The sequence below is a fragment of the uncultured Caballeronia sp. genome (assembly GCF_964243625.1).
In the GTDB taxonomy this organism is placed as follows: Bacteria; Pseudomonadota; Gammaproteobacteria; order Burkholderiales; family Burkholderiaceae; genus Caballeronia.
Window position 1 is genome coordinate 1 of record NZ_CAXTGZ010000043.1, and the last position, 19504, is coordinate 19504.

Sequence of the window (19504 nt, forward strand, 5' to 3'; positions counted from 1 at the left end):
CCGGTAACCGTTGGAGAACACGAAACTGCTGGACTTACGGCGAGCGGCCACGCGGTGGTGTTATCAGGTGATCCGGCAACGTATTTCAACGCAAGCACGGCGCATATCCAGGGCAGCGCTTCCGGCGCCGACACACTGAACCTCGCGGGTGACCATCAACTTATCGACCTGACATCACTTACCGGGAAAACAGCAGCAGCCAAGATCTCCGGCATTGAAGTCATCGATCTGGGCGGCCAGCACAATACGCTTAAGCTTTCACTGGTCGACGTCTTGAACCTGGGGGAACACGATATGTTCAGGAACGACGGCAAGCAACAAATGCTGGTACGGGGCATGGAAGGCGATAGCGTGGATCTGTCGAACGCCCACGTTGCAGGGATAGCTGACGGCGAGTGGCAACTGCATGAGACCGCGCAAGTCGGCGGCATCACATACGGCGTGTACGAGCACTCGAGCGCACCTACCGAACTGCTGGTTCAGCAGGGCGTGCAGGTAACGCTGCACGCCTGAATTGTGGCAGCCGGAGGCCGCAGCTTCTCAACAGTTTGGCGGGACAAGCGGCAAGCTGTCAGAAAGCGCTTTAGGTAGGCCGCGCCATGTGAAAGCCGACTCGACCAGCAATTGGCCGCGTGAAACGCGCCTAACCGGCACATTTCGCGCGGCCAATGCGCACCCAATCCCGATGCATGGCGTGACCGGTTAACGCGCTTCGCCGAGTTGATCGAGGATCGCGGGATTTTCCAGCGTCGAGACATCCTGCGTGATTTCCTCGCCTTTCGCCAGGGACCGCAGCAGGCGCCGCATGATCTTGCCCGAACGCGTCTTCGGAAGGTTTTCGCCGAACCGGATGTCCTTCGGTTTTGCGATCGGACCAATTTCCTTCGCCACCCACGCGCGCAGTTCATTGGCGATTTGCTTCGCTTCATCGCCTTCCGGACGCGAGCGTTTCAACACGACAAACGCGCAGACGGCTTCGCCGGTTGTATCGTCGGGACGACCCACGACGGCCGCTTCCGCCACGATCGGATTCGATACCAGCGCCGACTCGATCTCCATGGTCCCAAGCCGATGCCCAGACACGTTCAGCACGTCATCGATACGGCCCATGATGGTGAAGTAGCCGGTGTCCTTGTCGCGCACGGCGCCATCGCCTGCGAGATACAACGCGCCGCCGAGTTCTTCGGGGAAGTAGCTCTTCTTGAAGCGTTCCGGATCGCCCCAGACCGTGCGCAATGCCGACGGCCAGGGCCGCTTGATCACCAGAATCCCGCCCTGCCCGTTCGGCACGTCCTGACCGGTTTCATCGACGACAGCGGCCATGATGCCCGGCAACGGCAGCGTGCACGAACCCGGCACGAGCGGCGTCGCGCCCGGCAACGGCGTGATCATGTGGCCGCCGGTTTCGGTCTGCCACCAGGTATCGACGACAGGACATTTCCCGCCGCCTACGTTTTCGTGATACCACATCCACGCTTCCGGATTGATCGGCTCGCCGACGGTGCCGAGAATGCGCAGCGTCGACAGATCGAAGCTTTTCGGATGGATCTTGGAGTCGGCTTCCGCGGCCTTGATCAGCGAACGGATGGCGGTCGGCGCGGTGTAGAAGATCGTGACCTTGTGCTTCGCGATCATGTCCCAGAAGCGCCCGGCATGCGGATACGTGGGCACGCCTTCGAACACGACCTGGGTCGCACCGATCGCCGTCGGTCCGTAGGCAATGTAGCTATGCCCGGTGATCCAGCCGATATCCGCCGTACACCAGAAGATGTCGTCGGGCTTGGCGTCGAAGGTCCACTTCATGGTTTGCGCAGCCCACAGCAGGAAACCGCCGGTGCTGTGCTGCACGCCCTTCGGTTTGCCCGTGGAACCGGACGTGTACAAGATGAACAGCGGATGTTCGGCGCTGACCCATTCCGGTTCACACTTGTCGGACTCATTCTCGACGAGTTCGTGCATCCACACGTCGCGGCCTTCGTGCCATTGCGTCTTGCCGCCGGTGCGCTTGTACACGATCACGCTCTTGACCGCATCGCAGCCGCCGGCGGCGATGGCTTCGTCGGCGATGCTCTTCAGTGGCAGCGCCTTGCCGCCGCGCATCTGTTCGTCGGCGGTGATGAGCGCAACGGCGCCCACGTCAACGAGCCGTTCGTTAAGCGACTTCGATGAAAACCCGCCGAACACCACCGAATGCGTCGCACCGATACGCGCGCAGGCCTGCATCGCGACAACGCCTTCAATGGACATCGGCATGTAGATCACCACGCGGTCGCCCTTCTTCACGCCGCGCTTTTTCAGCGCGTTGGCAAAGCGGCTCACGCGCTGCAGCAGGTCCTGATACGTAACGTTCGTGACAGTGCCGTCATCGGCTTCGAAAATGATCGCGCGCTTCTCGCCGTTGCCCGCTTCCACATGCCGGTCGATGCAGTTGTACGACGCATTGATCTCGCCATCCTCGAACCACTTGTAGAACGGCGGATTGGATTCATCGAGAACCGTTGTGAACGGCTTGTGCCAACTGAGCGTTTCGCGCGCGAGACGCGCCCAGAAACCTTCGTAATCGCGTTCGGCCTCGGACGTCAAAGCCTTGTATGCGTCCATGCCGGAAATCGCGGCGCCTTCGGACGCTTTGGCCGATGGCGGGAAAATACGGCGTTCCTGGAGTACGGATTCAATCGCGGACATCGACAACCTCTTCTTTGATGGTGATTCTGGAATCTGCGGCTTCCGAGCATGGCTCAGAAGCCGCTATGTTTTTGCAGGCGCGAGCGGCAGACGCGGTGCGAAGCGTGATGCCATGTCTCCAATCCCATGCAACATGGTCGCGGCCTGTTCGTCAGGTTCTTCGGTTCGGTCACTTACGATGCAGCGCAGCATGCGCGCATTCAGGTTCAATCCTTACCTTGCGAATGCTTCACCGGCGAAGATAAGCTCCGCGGCTTACCCGCTACTTACGCACTGCAATCAAAGGCCACGGGGTATACACGTACTTGCCAGCGCTTTTACAATGCGCCCTCGCCGCGCGCCAATACAATGATGCCCTTTGCAAGCGAGCGCTGCCAGAGCCAAGGCAATAAGCATGTTAACTGAACTCGTCGTCCGGATTCCAGCTTGAATCGTTACGCGCTCTATCTCATCGCGGCCATGCTGCTGGTCGGCAGCAATGTCGGCGTCGGCAAGTCGATCGTCGCTTTCATCCCCGTCCCGCTGTTCGCGCTGCTGCGCTTCGTGATCGCGATGGCAGTGCTCTGGCCGCTGCTGCGTCCGTCGAAAATGCGAAAGGTTCAGCGCGGCGAATGGGCGAACCTGTTCCTGCAAGCATTGTTCGGCACCTTCATGTTCACGCTCCTGATGCTCAATGGCGTGCAGCGTACGAGCGCCGTCGCGGCGGGCGTGATCACGAGCACCATTCCGGCGGTCGTCGCGGTGTTCTCCTGGTTGTTTCTCAAGGAACGTCCGAACGGGCGCGCGCTGATTTCCATCGCGCTCGCAATCGCCGGCGTGGTCGTGATCAACGTCGCACAGAGCACGGGCGGCGCGGGGGGCGCACATGAAGCGGGTCGCGCACATTCGGACGGCTCGCTCATCGGCAACCTGATGGTGCTCGGCGCGGTCTGCTGCGAATCGTTCTACGTGATCCTCTCGCGGCGCCTGACACAGACGCTTCCGGCCATCGATATCTGCGCCTACACGCATTTCTTTGGTTTCCTGCTGATGCTGCCGCTGGGCTTTTCGGCGCTTCTCAGCTTCGACTACGCGAGCGTCACCCTGAGCGTCTGGACCCTCGTGCTGTGGTACGGGTTGTCGGCGAGCATCTTTTCGTTCTGGCTGTGGATGAAAGGCATCCGTCACGTCGATGGCAGTCTGGCCGGCGTCTTCTCCGGACTTCTGCCGATCGCAGCGGCGCTTTACGGCATCGTGTTCCTGGGCGAACGTCCGACGGCCGCGCACGGTATCGCGCTCGCCTGCGTGGTCGCGGGGATCGTGCTTGCGAGCCTGAAAACGAAGACCACGCCGCCGATGACTTCCTGACGGCTCCCGCCTAGGGATGACCCGCAGGCCGGTCGCTTCATCGCGCTACAATGTCGGACTTTTCTGGTTTTTAGCGCTGGTTCTGACCACGAGCCCGCTGTTCGCGCGTCCAACGCCTCCGACCGGACCCCATTACTGATCCGATCATTTCATTCACCGACCCGGCACCGCTCATGTCCGCATCCCCGAACATCCCCGGCACCCCTTTACCCCGGCGTCCGATGAAGCCGCTCCCCGTCGTCATTTTCATGAGCCGCTGGCTCCAGGTCCCGTTGTACCTGGGCCTGATCGTGGCGCAAGCGGTCTACGTGGTGCTGTTCCTGAAGGAAGTCTGGCACCTCGTCACCCACATGACGACGCTCGACGAAACCAACATCATGCTGGTCGTGCTCGGCCTGATCGATGTAGTGATGATCTCGAACCTGCTGATCATGGTGATTGTCGGCGGTTATGAGACGTTCGTCTCACGGCTCGGCGTGGAAGGTCACCCCGATCAGCCCGAGTGGCTCGATCACGTGAATGCCGGCGTGCTGAAAGTCAAACTGTCGATGGCGCTGATCAGCATTTCGTCGATCCACTTGCTGAAGACGTTCATCAATCCGGACCAGTACTCGGAACACGCGGTGATGTGGCAAGTGCTGATCCACATCGCGTTCCTTGCATCCGCGCTGATCATGGCGTGGGTCGACCGCCTGACCACGCACACGCATCCTGAGCACTTTCATGAAGCGCCTGCAAAGGCACACGAATAAGTCGAAGCAGCATCGATCGGACGCCAATCAAAGCGCCGCTGAAAGCACCAAAACGTCACGATGAAGTTTCCAAAAAAAGTCCCAATCTAGCCCGTCCCCACAACGTTCAAGCCATGACCATCATCAAGCAGGAAGACCTGATCCAGAGCATTGCGGATTCGCTGCAGCACATCAGCTTTTACCATCCGCTCGACTACATCCAGGCGCTCGGCCGCGCGTACGAACTCGAGGAGAGTCCGGCCGCGAAGGACGCCATCGCGCAGATCCTGACGAACAGCCGCATGTGCGCCGAAGGCCATCGTCCGATTTGCCAGGACACGGGCATCGTCACGGTGTTCGTGAAGGTCGGCATGGACGTGCAGTGGGCGAGTGAGTCAGGTTCGGCCACCATGGGCGTCACCGACATGATCAACGAAGGCGTGCGCCGCGGTTACCTGAACCCGGACAACGTGCTGCGCGCGTCGATCGTGAGCCCGCCCGAAGGCGCGCGCAAGAACACGAAAGACAACACGCCGGCCGTGATCCACTACGAGATCGTTCCCGGCGACAAGGTCGATGTCCAGATCGCGGCCAAAGGCGGCGGCTCGGAAAACAAGACGAAGTTCGCGATGCTGAACCCGTCGGATTCCATCGTGGACTGGGTGCTGAAGACCGTGCCGCTGATGGGCGCCGGCTGGTGCCCTCCCGGCATGCTGGGAATCGGCATCGGCGGCACGGCCGAGAAGGCGATGGTCATGGCGAAGGAATCGCTGATGGACGCCATCGATATCCAGGACGTCATTGCACGCGGCCCGAAGGACTGGATCGAAGAACTGCGCGTCGAGTTGCATGAGAAAGTGAATGCCCTGGGTATCGGCGCCCAGGGTCTCGGCGGCCTCGCCACCGTGCTCGACGTGAAGATCATGGCCGCGCCAACGCACGCTGCATCGAAACCCATCGCGATCATTCCGAACTGCGCCGCGACGCGTCACGCACATTTCACGCTCGATGGTTCGGGCGTCGCGAAGCTCGAAACGCCGTCACTGGATGCATGGCCGAAAGTCGAATGGGTCGCGAACACGGAGACGAGCCAGCGCGTGGACCTGAACACGCTGACGAAGGAACAAGTCGCCGCATGGAAGCCGGGCCAGACGCTGCTGCTCTCGGGCAAGATGCTGACCGGCCGCGACGCCGCGCACAAACGCATCTCGGACATGCTCGCCAAGGGCGAAAAGTTGCCGGTCGACTTCACGAACCGCGTGATCTATTACGTCGGTCCGGTCGATCCGGTGCGTGAAGAAGTCGTCGGCCCGGCGGGTCCGACCACCGCTACACGCATGGACAAGTTCACCGACATGATGTTGTCGCAGACCGGATTGATCTCGATGATCGGCAAGGCCGAGCGCGGCCCGACGGCCATCGAGGCGATCAAGAAACACAAGGCCGCGTACATGATGGCCGTGGGCGGCGCGGCGTATCTGGTGTCGAAGGCGATTCGCGGCGCGAAGGTCATCGCGTTCGAAGACCTCGGCATGGAAGCCATTTATGAGTTCGATGTGCAGGATATGCCGGTGACGGTCGCCGTCGATTCAACCGGTACGTCCGTGCATCAGACGGGACCCAAAGAATGGCAGGCAAAAATAGGTAAAATTCCGGTCGCAACGGCGTAGAGGGTTTAAACTCCTACCCCAGTAATCGGAAGCGATAAGAGCCGGGCCTCGTGCCCGGCTCTTGCATTTTGAGGACGCTGTGAAGAGAACTGTTGTCATTCTCATTCACCTGGCGCATGAACGTTAAACCCGGCGAATAACGGGAAAAACACCATTTTTCATATTGGCTTTTTAAACTCGAGCGGTTATGTTTAAAAGGCTATAACGCCCCACGAGGAAACACGATGAAAGGCGACGTAAAAGCGATCGAATACCTGAACCTGCAGTTGAAGAACGAACTGACGGCGATCAACCAGTACTTCCTCCACGCCCGCATGTACAAGCACTGGGGCCTGGAGAAGCTCGGCAAGCATGAGTACGATGAATCCATCGGCGAGATGAAGCATGCCGACTGGCTGATCCAGCGCATTTTCATGCTTGATGGCCTGCCGAACCTGCAAGACCTGCACAAGCTGTTGATCGGCGAAGAGACGCTCGAAATCCTGCAGTGCGATTTGAAGCTGGAACAGATTTCGCAAAGCACGTGCAAGGAAGCCATTGCGTATTGCGAGTCGGTTCGCGATTTCATCTCGCGCGAAATCTTCGTCAAGATCCTCGATGACACCGAAGAACATATCGACTGGCTGGAAACGCAGATCGATCTGGTAGCCAAGGTTGGCATCCAGAACTATCAGCAGACCATGATGGGCGAAAACGAGTAAAACAGCCGCTGCAATGCCTCTCGACGCAATTCGTTCTTCTTTAGAATCGATCGATGCCAGCGCGTCAGGCGTGAGCTCGCTCGGCGTAAATGCACCGGTCGGCATTTTCGATTCGGGCCTCGGCGGTTTGTCCGTGTTGCGCGCCGTGCGCGCAGCGCTGCCGGACGAACAGTTGATCTACGTCGCCGATTCGCTTTACGCCCCGTACGGTGAACGCGATGATGACTTCATAGCCGATCGGACGCTGGCTATAGGCGAATGGCTGATTGCGCAGGGTGCGAAGGCGCTCGTCGTCGCATGCAATACGGCGACGGCGCAGTCCATCGCCCAGGCGCGCGAGCGGCTGCCCATCCCCATGATCGGCGTGGAACCGGGCATTAAGCCCGCCGCGCTGATGTCACAGACGCGCGTGGCCGGTGTGCTTGCGACCGCGGTCACCTTGCGCAGCGCACGCTTCCAGGCACTGGCCGAGCGTCACTCAACCGATTGCCGTTTCATCCTTCAGCCGGGCCATGGGCTCGTTCAGGCAGTGGAACGGTGCGATATCGACTCGCCTGAGTTGATCGAGCTGCTGAGAAGCTACATCCAGCCCATGCTCGATGCCAACGCCGACACGCTCGTGCTCGGCTGCACGCACTACCCTTTCCTGGATCAGGCCATCCGCTCTATCGCGGGCGACCGCCTTGCGTTGATCGACACGAGCGTTGCGATCGCGCGGCAACTCGAACGGCAGCTGGATCTGCACGGCATGCGCGCGGCGCCCTCGCGCGATGCGCATGCACCACGCTTTTGCTCCACCAACGACGGCCGGATGCAGCAGAAACTGGTGGCGTCGCTGCTGGGTCTCGATATCGATGTCGAGCAGGTCGTCATTGCGTCCCGCCGCACCCGAGCGCTGGAATCCGGCAGGGCCTGAGCGCTCGCAAGTGCGACGCAACGTCACTGCCGGCAGCAGAATTCGCAGAAATTGACCTTATCCAACTCGATAAAACCCTCCCGGGCATGCGGTTTCACCGCGCTGTCAGCAAGCACAAGCCCCGTCCATCAAGGCTCTCCGACCCGTCCCTTATACGTCTCGTCCGAGCGTCCAAAAAAACCAACGCACCCTATTGCCAACCCTCGCATAAGGAATGATAATAATTCGCATTAACGTTAGCTATCGCGGTTGACCATGATCGTCTGTGTATGCAAATCAGTTTCTGACAGAAAAATTCGCGCTTCCATCGCCGACGGCGCTTCCACCTTCGACGAACTGCAATTCGAACTGGGCGTTGCCATGTGTTGCGGCAAGTGTGAAGAAAGCGTGCGTGATGTGATGCTGGAAAGCGGATGCGCGTCGCATTGCGGAGTTCGCGGCGACCAGCATCAGGCCGTGCCGCTGACGTTCTACGAACGCAAAGCCGCATAGGGGCGCCGCAAGCCCTCGTACTAGCGGTCTTCAGACGAAGCGTCACGAAACACGGCCCCCGGCCGTGAAGCGTGGATCATGTGCAATACCGGGAATCTCCGTTTTCCGCTCGCAAGCCAGGTCACATCAAGCCAGCACGCCAACCCCCATTCAAGGAGGGAACGATGGAACTGCTGATCGGTTTTGTGGCCACGCTGTTTATTTCTCTGCTCATCTTCCGAAAATGAAGTCCTCCAGTTCTACATGCTGCATGGGCTTTCGCTGTTCGTACGGCTTCGCGGCCGTGCAACCACGCTGATATGCCGTCTTCCTCCCTCACGCCGGGCAGCGCCTTCGGCTCCGCAACCACGGACAACTCGCCGATCAACCCACGCGTCATCGCAGCGGGCGTTGCTGTCGTCGGAATTCACATCGGCCTGCTCGCGATCGCGCTGACCATGCGCAACGAGCCGCCGCCGCGCCCCGTCGAATCGAAGACGATTAGCGCCGAACTGATCAGCGCCGCGCCGCCGCAGCCTGTTGCCGCGCCCGCAGCCATCCAGTCGACGCCCGTGCCTCCGCCTCCGAAACCGGTTCCACCCAAGCCGACGCCCAAACTGAAGCCAACCGTCCAGCCGCGCGTAAAAGCTGCACCGACGCCGCTGCCGGAAACCACCGCGCCTTCAACGGTTGCAGCGGCAGCGCCCGAAGCGACGCCGTCGCCACCCGCGCCGCCGGCTCCTGCAGCGCCAGCCGCGGCCGCGCCGGCTATCGGCCGTCCGACGATGTCGCTCAACGCGCCAAAGGACGTCGCCCATCTCGAATGCAACATCGCGATGCCGGAATATCCGGCGCTTTCGCGGCGTAGAGGGGAATCGGGTACAGCGGTGGTGAAGTTCGTCGTGGGGCTGACAGGAAAGATCGAGAACATCGAACTGAAGAAGAGCAGCGGTTCGTCACGGCTCGATGACGCCGCACTCGACGCCATGCGCTCGAGCGCCTGCAAGCCGTACAAGGAAAACGGCGAGGCGATCCGCGCCGCCTATTCCCAGCCGTTCGTCTTCGGGCTGAACGACTAGCGCACGTACGCCCGCAAGAACACAAGAATTCGACCTAATTTTTAGATATCTACAGGAACTGCAATGCAAAGCTACGGTTTGGCCCACGTCTGGGAACAAGGGGATTTCGTCACGCGGGGTATCGCGCTTGCGCTGGCGATCATGTCGGTGCTGTCGTGGACCGTGATCGTGGTGAAGGGTTTGAACGTGCTGCGCCTGAAGCGCCTGACCAAGAACGCGGAACAGGCCTTCTGGCATTCCGACGATTTCGCCGATGGCATCAAGAAGCTCAGCAACCATTCGGCCAAGACACAGGACAACCCGTTCCTCGCGCTCGCCCTCTCCGGCCAGGACGCGGCCGACCATCATCACCAGACGCAACCGCATCTGCACGACCGCATGGATGTGTCGGACTGGATCACGCGCTGCCTGAAAGACACCATGGACGAAGGCGTCGGCCGCATGCAGGCAGGGCTTGCCGTGCTGGCATCGATTGGCAGTACCGCGCCGTTCGTCGGATTGTTCGGCACGGTGTGGGGTATCTATCACGCGCTGCTGACCATCGGCGCGACAGGACAGACGTCGATCGACCAGGTCGCGGGACCGGTTGGCGAATCGCTGATCATGACGGCGTTCGGCCTGTTCGTCGCGATTCCGGCGGTGCTCGGTTATAACGCATTGACGCGCTGGAACAAGGCAATCGTGACGAAGCTGAACCGCTTTGCGCACGGCCTGCATGCGTTCTTCGTGACGGGTACGAAGCTGGCTTCGAGCAAGCGCGGCGATGGTTTGCGCCTCGCTACGCAAAACGCTGCAGGCACGCCGTCGGCCGTCAAGCCTGCATCGCGTGTGAGCTAAGGGGACGTCGTCATGGCCATGAGCCCTTTCTCCAGCGACGAGGACGACGGCATGATGAGCGAGATCAACATGACGCCGCTCGTCGACGTCATGCTGGTTTTGCTGATCATCTTTCTTGTCACGATTCCCGCGATCAATCACGCGGTGAAAATCGATTTGCCCAAGGCGAGCAGCCAGCCGCAGGACACCAAGCCGGCACACGTCGATGTCGCCGTGGAAGCGGACGGCACGGTACTGTGGAACGATGAAAAAGTCGATGATAACGCCCTGCAAGCGCGAATCGCCGATGCATCGAAACAGACGCCGCAGCCGGAATTGCGTTTGCGCGCGGACCGCAAGGTGCCGTATGAGCGGGTTGCCGATGTGATGTCGGCCGCCCAAGGCGGCGGGTTATCGAAGATTGGTTTTGTGACCGAGCCGAAAGCGGGCGCGAAGTAAGTCTTGAGAGCCCAAAGTAAAAGGCCTTCATCGCGATGATGAAGGCCTTTTTTTGTGTGCGCGCGGCACATTCGGGCTAGCGGTTACTTTGGGGTCGAGTAGCCCGATCCCGCAGCATCGCCACATGCGACAGCCGTGCTCGACACGGACAGCGCGATTAGCCCTATCAGGCCTACTATAAAAGTGGCCGTGAGTTTTCGCATAAGCAGCTCCTTAGCGAAGAGATTTCAATATAGCGCCGCGCTACGCCCCGTTCAAGCAAGCGCCGATTGAATCTCTGCATCGCAAGTGCACGCTTCAATGTCAGAAACTTGCAGCGGCGCAGCGTTTAGTCACACTGTTTCGTGAGCGGCCTCAACCGGGAGAGGACATTCTCCCGGGAAGCGATCGCCGTCGTTGATTGACTCCACTAGAAAGTCGACGAACGCGCGAATCGCCGGGACCATTCCCTGGCGCGACAAGAACACCGCGTACAACTGCGGCGTCGGGAACGTCCAGCCCGGCATGACGGGCGACATCTGGCCCGTGCGCAGCGCAGCGCCGTACAACATCTCCGGCAACGCCGCGATACCCACACCGCGCAGCACGGCTTCTCGGATCATGCCCAGATCCGCCGTGACCAGGCGCGGCTCGTGTTCGAACTCATGGCGCGTGCCATCGGGCGCGATCATCCGAAACACATGCCGACCGTCGCTCGACGGGACATCGATGGTATCGAATTGCGCCAGTTCCGATGGCGCGAGCGGCGGCGCATTGGGCTTGAGCAGCGACGGCGCAGCAACCAGCATCTGCTCCGTGCGCCACAACGGCCGCGCGACTATGGTCGAATTGACCGGCGGCTCGGAGCGCACGCGCAGGGCGACATCGACGGGATCTTCGAACAGGTCTATCACGCGATTCGTCACGCTCATGACGACGCGAACTTCGGGGTATCGATGCAAAAAATCCGGAATCACCGCCGACAAAAACGTCTGCGCAATCGTCACCGGCACGCTTACACGCACACTGCCGCGCGGTGAATCCCGAAGACTATGAACGATATCGACAGCTGCTTGCGCCTCGGCGAGCATGCCCTTGCAATGCTGATAGAACAATTGCCCGGCTTCAGTCAGCGCGAGCTTGCGGGTGGACCGCTGCATCAGCCGCACGCCAAGCGATGTTTCCAGCTCCGATACACGCCGCGACAACCGTGACTTCGAAATGCCCAGCACGCGTTCGGCCGCCGAAAACCCGCCGTGCTCGACCACGTACGAGAAGTACATCAGATCATTGAGGTCGTGCGAATCAGGTTTCATGCGAGCGCGGGATCGATGTTCTGGTTGTTTCAGTGGTGGGACAATCCATTGCGGATGGATGGCTTTTTCCCCGGAATACGATCCATATAATAGCTCCATGTTTTAAATTTGGCGCTAATCACTGGCTGGCGCCCTATCCGGACCGGTCAAAGTGAGGACAAAAATGGACACCACACGCAGTATTGAACGCACTATTCCCGCGCTTCGCACGGTGGAGGGCGGCGGTTTTGTCGTGCATCGGCCATTTCCCACGCGGCTCTTGATGGACTTCGATCCGTTCCTGCTCCTGGATGAAATGGGCCCCGTCGATTACGCGCCGGGCGAGGCCAAAGGCGCGCCTGACCATCCGCATCGCGGATTCGAGACCGTTACATACGTGCTTGAAGGCCAGTTCGGGCACAAGGATTCGGCGGGCCATTCGGGCACGCTGCGTCAAGGCGATGTGCAATGGATGACCGCGGGCTCCGGCGTCGTTCATAGCGAAATGCCCGATCCGGAGTTCACGCGCACCGGGGGCCGCGTGCACGGGCTGCAACTCTGGGTGAATCTGCCGAAGCGCGACAAGATGATTCCGCCGCATTATCAGGAGATTTCATCGGCGAGCATTCCGGTCGGCGTGAGCGAGGACGGGCGTGCGCGCGTGAAGGTGATCGCGGGCGAAGCGCTGGGCGTGAAGGCGGCTATCGAAATCCGGACACCCATTCTTTATCAGCATTTCTCGCTGCAACCGGGGGCATCGGTCGTGCAGCCCGTGCCGAAGGATTTCCGCGTGTTCGGTTATGCGTTATCGGGCGATGGCTTCTACGGCTCCGGTAAACAGCCGATCAAGGCGCGCCAGATGATCGTCTTCGCCAACGATGGCGAAACGGTCAGCTTCACTGCCGGCGATGAGCCCCTCGAATTGCTGCTGCTTGGTGGTGTGCCGCTGAAAGAGCCGGTCGTGCGCTATGGTCCGTTCGTGATGAACACAGAAGACGAGATCCGTCAGGCCGTTGTGGACTATCAGGCAGGAAGAATGGGCGCAATCAACCACTGATCGACCGACCAGGCCTCTGTTTCAGCGGCGCGGCACGAAGGACACTATTTGCGTCACAATAGTCCTTCATGCCGCGCCGTTTTCTTGTGTCCAATTGTCAGACGGCGCTTTGTCCCACCCACCCGGAGTACCGCATGTCCGATAAGTTTGTGTCGCCGGTTGTCAGCGCCAGTATCGGCGCCGAGGATTTTCAGGTTGCATTGAGCGACGGCACGCATGAATGGCTCGGCGACGAACCGGCATCGCACGGCGGCGCCGATACCGGTCCGACTCCGCACGGTCTTTTGCTCTCGAGCCTGGGCGCATGCACGACGATCACGCTGAAGATGTACGCGAAGCACAAGGGCTGGCCGCTGCAAGCCGTTCACGTCACCCTCACCTATCAGTCCACGCCGCCGGAAGCCACGGTGATCGACCGCCAGATCAAATTGACGGGCGAGCTGGACAGCACTCAACGGGAACGCCTTTTGCAGATTGCGAATGCGTGCCCCGTGCACAAGATCCTCTCCGGTTCGATCGCGATCAACTCCGGGCTCACGCCTCTTTGAAAGCATGCGATCCATTCATTCAACGATCATCTCAAGGAAACCGTCGTTTTGAATTTCGAACACCTTATCCAGATCAACGATCCGCTCAATCCGTTCGTGGAAGCAATGACGCGCGAACAGGTGTGGCAAGGGCTCGTGCTGCGCGCAGAACAGCCGCAACTGTTCGTGATCGGCCTGGATCGCTGCGCAATCCTGTCGCGTGAAGGCGATGTGATCGAACGTGAACTGCATTACGGCCAGGCGCGCGTGCGCGATCGCGTGACGCTGATTCCCGAAAGCAGCGTGCGCTACGACATCCTGCCGACGGAGGAACATGTAGGTGGCTCGCTGACCATGGCGATTGAACAGCCGGACGAGCTGCAGCTATTCCTGCGTTTCACGTACGCCACCACCTTGCCCGTCGCCGATGATCCCAGCGCCAGCCCTGACGCGCTGCAAACGCAGGAGATCGTGAAGTCGGCATACAGGGAAGCGGATATCGATACCGTCAGGCTGATTCGTCAGTTCGCGCACGGCAACAAACTCGCAGGGCCGCTGCATTAAAACTGCACGACGTTTCGATAGAAAACCGTTGACTATCGAAACGTAAAATCGATGAAGACATCGTTGTTGCAAATAAGAATGGTTATCATTAAGATTACTCTATCGACTCAACGAACGGACTCCTCGACATGACCGACATCCTGCGCTCCAACACGCTTCGGCTGCGTCGCCCAGTCGAGCGTTCCGCTGCTGCGACCATCGCCCGGCCGCGCACGGCGGCGGTGACAACGGCGCGCCCGGCATCGGCTGTTCCCACCGAGAGCGGCGAACGCACGCTGCGCAGCGACGCGTTGCTTCAAGGACAGAGTCATATCAGCATCATGCATAACGGTGAGACGTATCAGTTGCGCGCCACGCGCCTGGGCAAGCTGATTCTCACGAAGTAACACGCAGAACCGAATTTCAGTACCGAGTATTGTGGGGACCACCTCTTCGAGAGGTGTTTGGCACTAGCCAGCCACGACGGCTTGCACGCGAGAATTTAGACCCCTTCGTGCAAACACCAGCCAGTCGTCGATAGCCAGCGAAGCCGCTTTTTTTTGGTTCCCAGCGAGTGCTTGGCAAAAGCACGGTCAACAAGACAAAAAGCACGTTTTCGCAATGAAAACGTGCTTTTTTTTATCAGCTTCAGCGCGATGAACGCAAGACCTTCCGGTCAGACGCTTTCGAGACCCAGCGCCGCGATACCCGCCTTCGCCACCGCAGCATCCTGATCCGACTTCACGCCCGAAACGCCAACCGCGCCAACGATGTCCGCGCCGACCAGGATCGGCACGCCGCCCTCGAGCATTGCGGTCATGTGCGCGCTCAGGAACGCTACGCGACCCTGTTTGATCATGTCTTCGTAGAGCTTCGTTTCTCGCCGGCCGACTGCCGCCGTGCGCGCCTTGCCCGTCGCCATTTCGGCCGTGCTCGGACCCGCGCCCTCAAGCCGGTGAAGATGCAGCAGGTGACCGCCGTCATCGACGACAGCAATCGTCACGTTCCACTTGTTCGCAAGCGCATGCGCTTCAGCGGCGGCCGCGATGATCTTTACGTCTTCATCGGTCAATACAGGTTTCGTTCTCATTGAGTCACCTCCAGGGTTGTAGTTGTGAATACCCGCAAGGTTACCGCGAGAAGCCCCAGAACATCAGGTACCACGCACTATCGACAACGGCGAGCGCCGCGACGAACCACAGCATCGCGGCAACGCCACGCGACATCACGCGGCCGGGAACGTACCTTCCGATAACCCGCCAGGCCAGCCACCCGCTCCACAGATTCGCAACGCCGAGCAACCCCAGGCGCAGGTCCGCGACCCACCAGAGCGGCACGTGCTCGGCGCGCAACAACGAAACCGTCGTCGCCGACAAACCCAGAAACACGCCCACGCCGGCCACGGGAATCAGTGCCTGCGTCAGATGATGCAATCGAGTGAACTCGAACCCGCCGAGCATGCGCGTGCCGGCTGCAAGCAACCCGAGCAGCGCCGTGCCATAAACCAGACCCGTCACCACGATATAACCAATCACCATGCTGCCGTCGAGCCACGAGAACACGTCGTTTTGCTCGGGGTAATGCGTGAAGAGGAACCAGGGCGCGTTGGTATCGAGCGGCCAGAGAATGTTGTGATCGATCAGCCAGCCCGCGAAGATCTGCTTCAACTGGATGAACCACGGACTGACGCTCCAGTGGAACGCGCCAATCGCGATGCCCAGCAAGCCGTACAGCACCAGCGCCGTGTCCCAGGGGTTGGCTTGTTTATCGCCGAGTTTGACGATCTCCGACGACGGCGAGCGCCACGTCAGCGCAATTGCATCGCGATGACCGCTGCATCGCCCGCACATATGGCAGTCCGACGCACCCTTCATGGCGCGCAGCGGCACGAGCGGCGCGCAGTTCACCGGAATCACCCGATGCCCGTGCTCACCCTCTTTATACGACTTGCGCCACGCGTCCTCGTTGACCTTGAAGTGGAACGGCGCAAGCCGCGCCAGCAACGAAAACACGCCGTTCACCGGGCACAGGTACTTGCACCAGACGCGCTTCTCGCGCCCATACAACACGCCGATGATCATCGCGCCGAGGGTCGATCCGCCGAGCACCAGCAGGACGGCTTTCGGATATTGATAAACGCTGACCATCTGGCCGTAGATGGTCGTGATGCCAAACGCGACGAACGGCCAGCCGCCCCAGCGCAACCAGCGCGGGATTGCCCAGCCTCGTCCAAACTTGCTCGCGAACTCCGTCAGCGCCCCTTCAGGACACAGAACGCCGCACCAGACGCGGCCGAGCATCACCATGGACAACAGCACGAACGGCCACCAGATTCCCCAGAACACGAACTGGGCCGCGACCGTCAGGTTGTTCCAGATGTGCGCCGTGTTGTCGGGTAACGGCATGACGGCAGGAACCAGAATCAGGAATGCATAGAACAGCACCACAACCCACTGAATTGCGCGGATTATGCTGCCGTGCTGTTGCATCCATTGCCCGGCCTGTTGAAGCCGGCCGGGCCGATTCAGGACATCGCTCATGCTGGGCGTCTCGCCGGTTTTTGCGCCATACGGTTCTTCGAGCGGCGCAGCAGCAGGAAGATCACGGCCCAGTAGACCGCGTACGCAATCAAATTCATGCCGGCCGGATGCGCGCGATAACCCGTGAGCGTCGCGACCAGTGAGCCGAAGGTGCTGGAGTCATCGAGAAGCCAGGACGAATTCCAGACCTGGTTCACCACGACGGGCAGGATTTCCTTGTCGATCAGCTTGTCCACGCCGCTCTCGAACAGGCCGGCCGCGAGAAACAGCAGCATGATTTCAGTCACGCGGAAAAAGAGCCGCCACGAGAAGATCTTGCCGCCAAGCTGCAGCAGATAGAACGTGAGGAACGCCAGTCCAAGACCGATCACGACAGCAAGATATTGCATTGAATCGACGTGACCCGACTGGCCGAAACCCAGGCCGTAAAGAAAAATCACCGTCTCGCTGCCTTCGCGCGCAATCGCGAGCGCGACCAGCAGCGTCACGCCCCACCAGTTCGCGTCCTGTTTGCTCTTCTGCAGCGACGCTTCCATGTCGCGTTTCATTGAACGCCCGTGGTGCTTCATCCACAGCACCATCTGCACGATCAGCACGCACGCCACGAGAACCATGCCGGTCTGGAAATAATCCTGCGCATCGCCGGAGAGCACTTCCGTGAAACCCACCAGCGCCGCGCCCAGCGCAACGGCGGCCAGCAAGCCGACAACCACGCCGGCCCACAAATAGGGAATGCCGCGACGCGCGTCGGCGTCGCCATTTTTCAGCCATGCGTACAGGATGCCCACGACCAGCAGCGCCTCGACGCTCTCCCGCCACACGATGAAAAGAACCTGACCCATTACCTTCTCTCCCGCTTAACTAGCCGATGCAACCACTACTTCGCAACGATGACGCCTTGCGCCGACTGATGGAAATCATCGAAGAACTTGTATTCGCCCTTGTCCAGCGGCGCGATCACGACAAACGAGTCGGCGCCCGGCGCGAGCACTTTTTCCTTGCGCAACTGGATACTCTCGAACTCTGCCGCGCCCTTGCCGACGTTGTGGACTTCGATCTTGAAGCGCACGCCCGCGGGAACTTCGATACGCGCGGGATTCAGCTTGCCGTCATTCAGCTCCAGCTTGAAAGTCGGGAGATCGGCCGCTTGCGCTGAAGCCGCGCTTGCAAACCAGCCTGCAGTGATCGCGAGCGACGCCGCGATCAATCTGTATTTACGTTTCATGCATCCATCCTGGCTGCGGCGTCCGGCACAACGTGCAGATCAATTGCACCTGTTGCGCCGGACACCTGAGTCCAACTTCACGACCGCTTCAGTGTTTAATAACCACCCTTCTTGCCGATACCGGCGAACGGGAAGTCATACTCGATCGTGTACGGCTTGAACCACGGACCCACGCCGGTTTCCTTGTCGACGTGACGGCCGAACGCCATGTGGCCGGTTTGCATCGGCGGCGCAATGTTGAGTTTCAAGTGATATTTGCCCGGGCCGAAGAGCTTCACGTTGTCGCCGTAGTGCGGGCCGTCGTTCGCAACCATGGCCATCAGGTCGCCCTTGATGCTTTGTGTCGTGCCAACCTTGGTCAGTTCGTACGTGACTTGCAGGTAAGGCATCCAGTCGCCTTCCGCAAAGCCGGTCGGGTTGTTCTTCACCGCGTGGATGTCGGCTTCGAGGTGAATGTCCGAGTCTGATGCCTTGCGCATCATGCCTTCCGGTTCCATCGTGATCGGCTGCAGATAAACGGCGCCGACTTCGATGCCGTTCTGGACGTTCTGCTTGCCGATCGGATACTCCGCTGCCGATGCCGACGCCATTGCCGCAAAAGCGACCGCAGCCACCGAGCCGCGTACCAAAGTTGAAACCTTCATCCGTAACTCCTTGTTGTTATTGATCGATGCGTCCGATCCGACACGGTTGTTTCGCCAACGCCCCAGCGCTGGCATAAGAAATCCCGGATGAGAACTCGATCCGAAAGTTAATACGAACCATTCTCAATGATTGGGAAGTTTAGCACCGATCGAAATGGCTAACAATTCGACACCGCGAAACAAAGCCTCATGGCAACAAGGGTTTTCGGCGTTCTCCAGCATGGGTTGTCCACATAAAAACAGCGGGCTCGGGGCCCGCTGCCAGATACTGCGTTGCCACATCAGCTTATGGATGGTCGCTCACGTTCGCGCCGAAAACACGCTGACGCAGCAGCGACAGTTGGTCGCGCGTCTGCGCCGCTTTCTCGAATTCGAGGTTTTTCGCGTGATCCATCATCTGCTTTTCGAGGCGCTTGATTTCTTTCGAAATCTGCTTTTCCGACATGTCCTCGAACTTCGCACGCGTCTGCGCTTCCTTCAGCTCGGCGCGAGCGTCGTCGACGTTGTACACGCCGTCGATGATGTCCTTGATCCGCTTCGTCACGCCGCGCGGCGTAATGCCCATCGCGAGGTTGTGCGCGATCTGCTTCGTGCGCCGGCGTTCCGTCTCGCCAATCGCGCGTTTCATGGAATCCGTGATGTTGTCGCCGTAAAGGATCGCCTTGCCGTTCACATTCCGGGCAGCCCGGCCGATCGTCTGAATCAGCGAGCGCTCGGCACGCAGGAAACCTTCCTTGTCGGCGTCGAGAATCGCGACCAATGACACTTCCGGAATATCCAGCCCCTCCCGCAGCAAGTTGATCCCGACGAGCACATCGA

Annotated in this window: 21 protein-coding genes and 1 pseudogene; 14 read left to right on the top strand and 8 right to left on the bottom strand. The window is 60.0% G+C overall.

Annotation, left to right across the window (positions count from 1 at the left end; translation table 11 throughout):
- Positions 1 to 513, top strand: a pseudogene (locus tag ACFFAR_RS04815) (hypothetical protein); the annotation flags it as partial.
- A 189-nt stretch (positions 514 to 702) separates the two neighbouring features.
- Here ACFFAR_RS04815 and acs read toward each other — a convergent pair.
- Positions 703 to 2685, bottom strand: coding sequence for an acetate--CoA ligase (acs, locus tag ACFFAR_RS04820; RefSeq protein WP_075359884.1), 1983 nt, complete (start codon positions 2683 to 2685; stop codon positions 703 to 705).
- Positions 2686 to 3111: 426 nt separating this feature from the next.
- Here acs and ACFFAR_RS04825 point away from each other — a divergent pair, with 426 nt between their 5' ends.
- The 9 genes from ACFFAR_RS04825 to ACFFAR_RS04865 all read left to right on the top strand — a co-directional run bounded on the left by ACFFAR_RS04825 (position 3112) and on the right by ACFFAR_RS04865 (position 10875).
- A complete protein-coding gene (locus tag ACFFAR_RS04825; protein WP_062170134.1) occupies positions 3112 to 4032 on the top strand; it encodes a DMT family transporter in 921 nt (306 codons plus the stop codon).
- Positions 4033 to 4205: 173 nt separating this feature from the next.
- Positions 4206 to 4784: a TIGR00645 family protein gene (locus ACFFAR_RS04830; RefSeq protein ID WP_061999781.1), complete on the top strand. Its 579-nt coding sequence runs from the start codon at positions 4206 to 4208 to the stop codon at positions 4782 to 4784.
- Positions 4785 to 4897: 113 nt separating this feature from the next.
- The gene (locus tag ACFFAR_RS04835) at positions 4898 to 6433 is read left to right on the top strand and encodes a fumarate hydratase (protein WP_375507581.1); all 1536 of its coding nucleotides are present in this window, start codon (positions 4898 to 4900) and stop codon (positions 6431 to 6433) included.
- Between the two features lie 224 nt (positions 6434 to 6657).
- Complete coding sequence (gene bfr / locus ACFFAR_RS04840; protein ID WP_061999783.1) at positions 6658 to 7134, top strand: bacterioferritin; 477 nt, start codon at positions 6658 to 6660, stop codon at positions 7132 to 7134.
- Between the two features lie 13 nt (positions 7135 to 7147).
- Complete coding sequence (gene murI, locus ACFFAR_RS04845; protein WP_174362636.1) at positions 7148 to 8050, top strand: glutamate racemase; 903 nt, start codon at positions 7148 to 7150, stop codon at positions 8048 to 8050.
- 255 nt (positions 8051 to 8305) lie between these two features.
- Entirely contained in the window at positions 8306 to 8542 is a 237-nt protein-coding gene (locus ACFFAR_RS04850; RefSeq protein WP_061999785.1) for a bacterioferritin-associated ferredoxin, read from the top strand.
- 299 nt (positions 8543 to 8841) lie between these two features.
- Positions 8842 to 9600: a TonB family protein gene (locus ACFFAR_RS04855; protein WP_174362637.1), complete on the top strand. Its 759-nt coding sequence runs from the start codon at positions 8842 to 8844 to the stop codon at positions 9598 to 9600.
- A 63-nt stretch (positions 9601 to 9663) separates the two neighbouring features.
- Positions 9664 to 10437, top strand: coding sequence for a MotA/TolQ/ExbB proton channel family protein (locus tag ACFFAR_RS04860; RefSeq protein ID WP_061999787.1), 774 nt, complete (start codon positions 9664 to 9666; stop codon positions 10435 to 10437).
- 12 nt (positions 10438 to 10449) lie between these two features.
- Entirely contained in the window at positions 10450 to 10875 is a 426-nt protein-coding gene (locus tag ACFFAR_RS04865) for a biopolymer transporter ExbD (protein WP_062170142.1), read from the top strand.
- A gap of 332 nt (positions 10876 to 11207) precedes the next feature.
- Here the strand turns inward: ACFFAR_RS04865 and ACFFAR_RS04870 are convergent, their stop codons facing one another.
- Positions 11208 to 12170: a LysR family transcriptional regulator gene (locus ACFFAR_RS04870; RefSeq protein WP_062170144.1), complete on the bottom strand. Its 963-nt coding sequence runs from the start codon at positions 12168 to 12170 to the stop codon at positions 11208 to 11210.
- Between the two features lie 163 nt (positions 12171 to 12333).
- Between ACFFAR_RS04870 and ACFFAR_RS04875 the strand changes: the two genes are divergently transcribed.
- From ACFFAR_RS04875 to hemP, 4 genes are all read left to right on the top strand, one after another.
- Positions 12334 to 13206: a pirin family protein gene (locus tag ACFFAR_RS04875; RefSeq protein WP_174362638.1), complete on the top strand. Its 873-nt coding sequence runs from the start codon at positions 12334 to 12336 to the stop codon at positions 13204 to 13206.
- 134 nt (positions 13207 to 13340) lie between these two features.
- The gene (locus ACFFAR_RS04880) at positions 13341 to 13754 is read left to right on the top strand and encodes an OsmC family protein (RefSeq protein ID WP_174362639.1); all 414 of its coding nucleotides are present in this window, start codon (positions 13341 to 13343) and stop codon (positions 13752 to 13754) included.
- 48 nt (positions 13755 to 13802) lie between these two features.
- Positions 13803 to 14297 carry an SRPBCC family protein gene (locus tag ACFFAR_RS04885; RefSeq protein WP_075359891.1) on the top strand — a complete coding sequence of 165 codons (495 nt, stop codon included), beginning with the start codon at positions 13803 to 13805 and terminating at the stop codon, positions 14295 to 14297.
- A 128-nt stretch (positions 14298 to 14425) separates the two neighbouring features.
- The gene (hemP, locus tag ACFFAR_RS04890; RefSeq protein ID WP_061999793.1) at positions 14426 to 14683 is read left to right on the top strand and encodes a hemin uptake protein HemP; all 258 of its coding nucleotides are present in this window, start codon (positions 14426 to 14428) and stop codon (positions 14681 to 14683) included.
- A 269-nt stretch (positions 14684 to 14952) separates the two neighbouring features.
- Here the strand turns inward: hemP and ACFFAR_RS04895 are convergent, their stop codons facing one another.
- The 6 genes from ACFFAR_RS04895 to ACFFAR_RS04920 form a co-directional block, all read right to left on the bottom strand.
- Complete coding sequence (locus tag ACFFAR_RS04895) at positions 14953 to 15366, bottom strand: heme-binding protein (protein WP_061999794.1); 414 nt, start codon at positions 15364 to 15366, stop codon at positions 14953 to 14955.
- Between the two features lie 40 nt (positions 15367 to 15406).
- On the bottom strand, positions 15407 to 16816 hold the full coding sequence (locus ACFFAR_RS04900) for a 4Fe-4S binding protein (protein ID WP_174362640.1): 1410 nt from the start codon (positions 16814 to 16816) through the stop codon (positions 15407 to 15409).
- Positions 16813 to 17658: an FTR1 family protein gene (locus ACFFAR_RS04905; protein WP_174362641.1), complete on the bottom strand. Its 846-nt coding sequence runs from the start codon at positions 17656 to 17658 to the stop codon at positions 16813 to 16815. Before ACFFAR_RS04905 ends, ACFFAR_RS04900 begins: the two co-directional genes overlap by 4 nt.
- 35 nt (positions 17659 to 17693) lie before the next feature.
- Entirely contained in the window at positions 17694 to 18041 is a 348-nt protein-coding gene (locus ACFFAR_RS04910; protein WP_062167031.1) for a cupredoxin domain-containing protein, read from the bottom strand.
- A gap of 95 nt (positions 18042 to 18136) precedes the next feature.
- Entirely contained in the window at positions 18137 to 18685 is a 549-nt protein-coding gene (locus ACFFAR_RS04915; RefSeq protein ID WP_062000911.1) for an iron transporter, read from the bottom strand.
- 286 nt (positions 18686 to 18971) lie between these two features.
- Positions 18972 to 19504 (bottom strand): helicase-related protein (locus ACFFAR_RS04920; protein WP_174362642.1); only part of this gene is annotated, 533 nt, incomplete at its 5' end.